General features: G+C 70.5%; 7 protein-coding genes. 6 read left to right on the forward strand and 1 reads right to left on the reverse strand.

The features are described from left to right. Positions 1-86 precede the first annotated feature (86 nt). The 5 genes from DLJ47_RS34185 (at position 87) to DLJ47_RS34205 (ending at position 4,879) form a co-directional block, all read left to right on the forward strand. On the forward strand, positions 87-776 hold the full coding sequence (locus tag DLJ47_RS34185; protein ID WP_109906355.1) for a hypothetical protein: 690 nt from the start codon (positions 87-89) through the stop codon (positions 774-776). 96 nt (positions 777-872) lie between these two features. Continuing rightward, positions 873-1,604 carry a hypothetical protein gene (locus tag DLJ47_RS34190; RefSeq protein WP_109906365.1) on the forward strand — a complete coding sequence of 244 codons (732 nt, stop codon included), beginning with the start codon at positions 873-875 and terminating at the stop codon, positions 1,602-1,604. A 431-nt stretch (positions 1,605-2,035) separates the two neighbouring features. Next, positions 2,036-3,292 (forward strand): helix-turn-helix domain-containing protein, encoded by a 1,257-nt coding sequence (locus DLJ47_RS34195; RefSeq protein WP_109906357.1) that lies wholly within the window; start codon positions 2,036-2,038, stop codon positions 3,290-3,292. A gap of 74 nt (positions 3,293-3,366) precedes the next feature. Next, on the forward strand, positions 3,367-4,356 hold the full coding sequence (locus DLJ47_RS34200) for a DUF932 domain-containing protein (protein ID WP_109906359.1): 990 nt from the start codon (positions 3,367-3,369) through the stop codon (positions 4,354-4,356). Between the two features lie 76 nt (positions 4,357-4,432). Beyond that, complete coding sequence (locus tag DLJ47_RS34205) at positions 4,433-4,879, forward strand: hypothetical protein (protein ID WP_233258175.1); 447 nt, start codon at positions 4,433-4,435, stop codon at positions 4,877-4,879. Between the two features lie 203 nt (positions 4,880-5,082). Here the strand turns inward: DLJ47_RS34205 and tnpA are convergent, their stop codons facing one another. Then, the gene (tnpA, locus tag DLJ47_RS34210; protein WP_109906363.1) at positions 5,083-5,499 is read right to left on the reverse strand and encodes an IS200/IS605 family transposase; all 417 of its coding nucleotides are present in this window, start codon (positions 5,497-5,499) and stop codon (positions 5,083-5,085) included. 23 nt (positions 5,500-5,522) lie between these two features. Here tnpA and DLJ47_RS38020 point away from each other — a divergent pair. Continuing rightward, on the forward strand, positions 5,523-5,658 hold a 136-nt coding region (locus DLJ47_RS38020; RefSeq protein WP_158289936.1), incomplete at its 3' end, for a helix-turn-helix domain-containing protein.

The following is a 5,658-nucleotide window of genomic DNA, read 5'->3' on the forward strand; positions in this document are numbered from 1 at the left end:
CGACGGCAGCTTCCCGGCACAGACGTCGCGACCGCTGACACACCGCGCACCCAAGCCCGACCTCCTCGTGAAGGGAGCACCCCACCATGCCCCATCCCAGACCGCTCACCATCCTGGTGGTCACCGTCTGTTTCGCCCCCGGCGAACACGCCGACTGGTTCGCCGCCTCGGAAAAGGTCAACGACCTCCTGCACGCCAACGGCACCCCCGCTCGCCGCTACCACGTCCGCCACCGCCCCCTGCTCGGCTGGCTCACCCGCTGGTTCGCCTACTGCCTGCTTGACGCCGCCCGCCGCTTCGGCGCGGTCACTCGGGCCGCCGGCGGCCGCAAAAGCCGCCTCGACCTGACCGGCACCGCCGCCAAGGCCGCCCAGGACGCCGCCCAGCGGTGGCGTGCCTGGAACACCCACGTCGCCGCCATCACCAAACCCGCCCGCCCCTGGGAGCACTATCTCGCTCAGCACCACGCCGACCCGACCAAGGTCAGCCTGGCTGAGGCCCGGCGGCGCTTCGAGCAACAGCCCCACGTCCTGGCAATGCTCGCCCACACCCTCGACCCCTACGAGCTGTCGGTCTACCAGGCCGGCGAAGCCACCTACGCCGCGCTGTACTGGCGCAAGGCGCTGATCGGGGACGCGCTGATCACCACCGACGGCCAACTGCTCCTTCCCGCCAGTGACTCCATCGCGGACCGGTTCCGCTTCCTCAACGCGGCGTGCACCTACCTACGCAGCCTGCGCTCCAACGCCCGGCTGTGTGCCATCGCCATCGCCTAACCCGTTCACCCGAAACCCAACCCGAAGGCCGGTCGCAGTCCCCCGCGGCCGGCCTTTCGCATGCTCACCACCCGCCCACCTGCAAAGGAGACCCTGGTGTTTCTGACCGACCCCGCTCTGCGGCGCATCGCCGCCGACACCAACGACGTCCTGCCGGAGCACCTGTGGCGCCACGACACCGCCACCGTCGACCCGGTCGGTGACCTCGCCCGCCTCCTCCACACGACCGCCCGCGACTTCACCGACAGCACCACCAGCCTCGACCAGGCCCTCGCCCGAGTGAGCGTGCTCGCCGAGAAGGCCCGCCACGGGCTGGCCGTCCGCGCCGACCTGCACGCGGCCGGCTACCACCAGGCCCTCACCGACGCGCTCACCGCCCGCGAGCGGCACACCGTCCTCGGGGCCACGCTCATCACCACCTACCGCGCCTGGCGCAACCACCAGACAATCGGCGACGGCGATGAGCGGCACCTGCTCCTGCGACGCTGCGACCCGTCGCAGGGCGTGGCGACGCTGCGGCGCACAGACGCGAGCACCTGGCAGGTGGTGCCCGACGCCGAGGCCGCTACCTCCTTCGACGTCCCCTACCCCGACCGGGTGGTCGGCGAGGTCACCGAAACCGACCATGGGTGGACGCCAACGGCGTACATCGACCCGCAGCATCGCCCCACCACCTCCGTCATGGCGTACCCGCTGCCAATGTGTGACGACCTCGCCTCGGCCTGCCGGTCACTGCTGCGCTGGTGGCACCTGCGCCACTCCGACGCGTGGCGCAGCCGCACCCCCGCCCAGCTCACCCCGGCCGAGCTCGCGCACCTCGCCAACTAGAAGCTTCCGCGGCGGCGCTGCGTCAACCCCGCAGACAGCATCCCTGCCCCACACCGACTCCTGCCACAAGCAACAGGCCGCCGGGCGGACCAGCCGCCTACACGTCGGTGAGCCCGACGCCGAACTGGATCTCACGGTCGACCCCCGGCAGCCGCGCCCATCCCCCGCTGATGCCGGCATCAACCGCAGTCCTGCCGAGGGCAGGCTCGACATCTCATCCTGCTGTCCGCGGCCGACGAGCTCGCCGCTCCCGCCATTGACCCCTCGGCGTCATCACACACCGCCGAGGCCACCGGGCCGCAACCCCGCAGCACCCAGCACGGCACCGCTTCACGCGCTTGCCGCGCTGACCGCTGCCCGCGACCCGGCACCCGACCGCCCGGCACCACACCGGGCATCCCCAACCCCACGTTCCCAAGGAGGGGAACCTCATGGAAAACCTGTCCCTGACGCCTGCTACGCAGGCCGTCCTCGATGCCTTGACCGCACTCGGTCAGGGCAACCTCCACGAGCTGGCAGACCGGTCCGGCAAGGCCCGGTCGACCACCGACAAGGCGATCAAGACCCTGGCCGACGCCGGTGTGATCGTCGCGGTGGACACCGGGGCCGACCCGGCCGACGGCACCCCCACCCGGTGGACCCTGGCGACGCCGGCGGAGCCCACCGACGCCGCGCACGACACCGGTGACCTCAGCGGCGAGCACACGGCAGGCGCGGACGGTACCGACCTCACCGACCCGGACCTCGACAGGGTGGCCGACGAGCCGGCCCTTGACGACACCGAGCAGGCCGACCAGCCCGGAACCGACGGCGGCGGCGACGGCGACGGCGACGGCGACGGCGAGAAGGAAACCGACCGAGACGACGCGGAGGACGAGGCCGACCAGAACGCCAACGACGAGGGCCCGGACGACGAGGACAACGGCGAGGACGACGAGGGTCGGACGGTCACCGTGGTGCAACCGACGCGCCCGGGTGACCGCAAGGTCATGGCCATCAAGGGCGTCCTGGCCGACTACGGCGACGACGGCGCGACGCTCGACGTGATCGTGGCCGAGAGCGGCATCGGTCACCCGACCGCCACCCGGCTGCTGACCGCGATGGAGCAGGCCGACGCCGCGCGTCGCCTGCCCGGCCTGCCGGAGCGGTGGATCCCGGGTCCGACCAAGGCCAGCGAGGTCGACCCGAACCCGGAGCCGCCCCGCTGCCCGCTGTGCTACCAGGTGATCCGGGGGCTGGCGACCACGCCGAGCGCCACGGCGACGGTGCTGCCGTTGATCCGTCCGGACGGCACGCTGCATGTCGTCGGCCCGGAGGGCGAGACCCACGTCGTCACCCTGCCCACCCGCACGCCCACCCGCGCATCGGGCGTCGCCAGGAGCGTGGGCAGGCGCAGCGACGGAACCGCCAACGCCGACGGCAGCCAGCCGTTCGGCCGGGGCGAGCTGGAGAAGCTCACCCTCGACGTGCTGGCCGCCAACCCAGGCCGGGCGATGACCCCGCAGGACATCGCCACCGTGCTTGGCGGACAGCTCGGGCGCACCGTCAGCAGCGGGGCCGTGCGCAACAACTGCACCAAGGCCGCCGCCGCCGGCCGCATCCTCCTGGTCTCCGACACGCCGCTGACCTTCACCTACCCGGCACAGGCCGACAGCGGCAACGCCGCCCAGACCGACGCGCCCAGCTGACCCCCACGATCCCCAGCCCATCGCGGGGGCCGAGACATGCGCTCGGCCCCCGCGGCACATTGAGAGGAGAAACCGTGCCGCACGAACTGGAGACATTCGCGGACGGAACGACCGCCTTCGCCAGCGCCCGCCTGTCGGCCTGGCACCAGCTGGGCACCGTCACCCAGGACACGATGAAGGCCGAGGAGATCATGGCCACCGCCCGCCTCGGCGACTGGGGCGTGCGCACCATCCGCACTGTCGGCATCGACGTCGTCGACGGCGTCGAGGTGCAGATCCCGGCCGATGACAAGCGGATGACCGTGCGCCGCAACCCGGTCACCGGCCACACCGAGTATCTGGGCATCGTCGGCACCGACTACACCGTGGTCCAGAACGAGCAGTGCGCCGAACTGCTGGATCGCCTCGTCGATCAGGTGGGCGGCGCCCACTTCGAAACCGCCGGCAGCCTGCGCCGCGGCAAGAGCGTGTTCGTGACCATGAAGCTCCCGGACGCGATGGAGATCGCCGGAGTGGACCGCCTGGACCTCTACCTGATCGGCACCACCTCGCACGACGGCACCGCCGCCCTGCGGGTGGACGCCAGCCCGATCCGGGTGGTGTGTGCCAACACCCAACGCGCCGCGTTCCGGCATGCGGTCGGGCACTACACCTTCCGGCACACCTCCAACGTCAACTCCCAGATCAGCCAGGCCCGCGAAGCCCTGGGCCTGATGTGGCGGTACATGGAGACCTTCGAGAAGGCCGCCGAGCGGATGCTGCAGACCGAGCTGACGATGCGCGAGTTCGAGAACGTGGTGGCGCAGGTGTGGCCGGTCAAGGACAACGCCTCCGAGCAGACCAAGAACAACGCCAAACAGCGGCTTGGCACCCTCAAGTACCTGATCCGCGAGGCCGACACCCTCAAACCCATCACCGGCAACCGGTGGGCCGGATACCAGGCCATCACCGAATACCTCGACCACTACCAGCCCGCCAAGAACGCCACCGCCCGCGCCACCCGGGTGCTCACCGGCAATGTCGGCGACCTGAAGCTCGCCGCCTTCGACTTGCTCAAGGTCTGACCACCCCTCGTTCACGCCCCCGGGGCGGCGGTCACCGTGCCGCCGCCCCGGCCCGCACAGGGAAGGGACACGCCGCATGGCACAGCACAGCTTTGTGGGGATCAGACCAGGCGGGCAGCCGATGAGCGCGCACATCCGCCACCCCCGCGACCTGCAGCAGGCGGTGTGCGGGCTGCCCGCCGCCGACGTTCGACGGTGGGAGACCGAGGACCCGCCGCGCAGCACCTACACCTGCGAGGACTGCTACAGCCTGCTCCCGGAAGCTCAACGCCCCGACGACGCCAACCACCCGCCAGGAGACGCCACGCTCATCGCCACGCTGCGGCGCATCGTCACCGACCGCCAGTACGCCAAGATCGACGGCGCTCTCGTGGACGTGTGGTCGGCCGCCGTCACGGTCCTGATCTGGGACCGGCTCGCCGACAACCAGCGGCAGCGGCTGCGGGCCCTACCGTCACACGAGCTGATACTCCGCTGCGTCGCGATCTACACCCGCCTCACCAGGCACGGGGGTCGCCAGTGACCGGCCCTCGACAACCACAGTGGTTCCACTTCGGCCCGTGGGTGTTCTCCATCGACGCCGCCGAAGCGCTGATCGCCACCACGCCCCGCGACACCCGGTCCCTCGACGTCATGACCTGGGCTACCGAGATGCGGGCCAGTGTTCCGCCCTTTAGGGCGGGGGTGAAGGCCGGCGCGGGAGGGCCGCCTAGGCCCGAGCGTGCTCTAGGTTGGCTTGTTCTGCTGCTCGATGTATTGGCGTAGAACGGCCTGGGGGGCGCCGGCGACGGACCCGGCGAAGTACGAGGCGGACCACAGCCTGTTGGCCTGGTAGTAGTGGCGTACCAGGTCGGGGAACTCCTGCCGCATCCGTCGCGAGGACACACCCTTGAGACTGTTGACCAGCTTCGACAAGGCGACCTTCGGCGGGAAGTTGACCAGCAGGTGCACGTGCTCGCTCTCGCCGTTGAACTCGACCAGGTCGCACTCGAAGTCGGCGCACACCGCCCGCATGATCTCTTCTAGGCGGGTCAGGTGCTGGTCGGTGAACACTCTGTGCCGGATCTTCGTCACGAAGACCAAGTGGGCGTGCAGGACGAAGACACAGTGCCTACCGGTGCGAACATCCAGGGAGGCAGCCATAGACCAATGGTAGACTGTCCGATGTGCAGCTCCGTTACAACTTCCGCGTCTACCCGACGCCCGGCCAGCAGATCGAGCTGGCTCGGGCGTTCGGGTGCGCGCGGGTGGTGTTCAACGACGGGCTGCGCCTGCGCCAGCAGGCACGCGAGCAGGGCGAGA

The organism is Micromonospora sp. S4605 (assembly GCF_003176715.1).
GTDB classification, from domain to species: domain Bacteria; phylum Actinomycetota; class Actinomycetes; order Mycobacteriales; family Micromonosporaceae; genus Micromonospora; species Micromonospora echinaurantiaca.

Coding starts and splice junctions, on each gene's coding strand:
- DLJ47_RS34205 (WP_233258175.1), top strand. CDS start 4,433: ATGGCACAGCACAGCTTTGTGGGGATCAGACCAGGCGGGCAGCCGATG.
- DLJ47_RS34185 (WP_109906355.1), top strand. CDS start 87: ATGCCCCATCCCAGACCGCTCACCATCCTGGTGGTCACCGTCTGTTTC.
- DLJ47_RS34195 (WP_109906357.1), top strand. CDS start 2,036: ATGGAAAACCTGTCCCTGACGCCTGCTACGCAGGCCGTCCTCGATGCC.
- tnpA (WP_109906363.1), bottom strand. CDS start 5,499: ATGGCTGCCTCCCTGGATGTTCGCACCGGTAGGCACTGTGTCTTCGTC.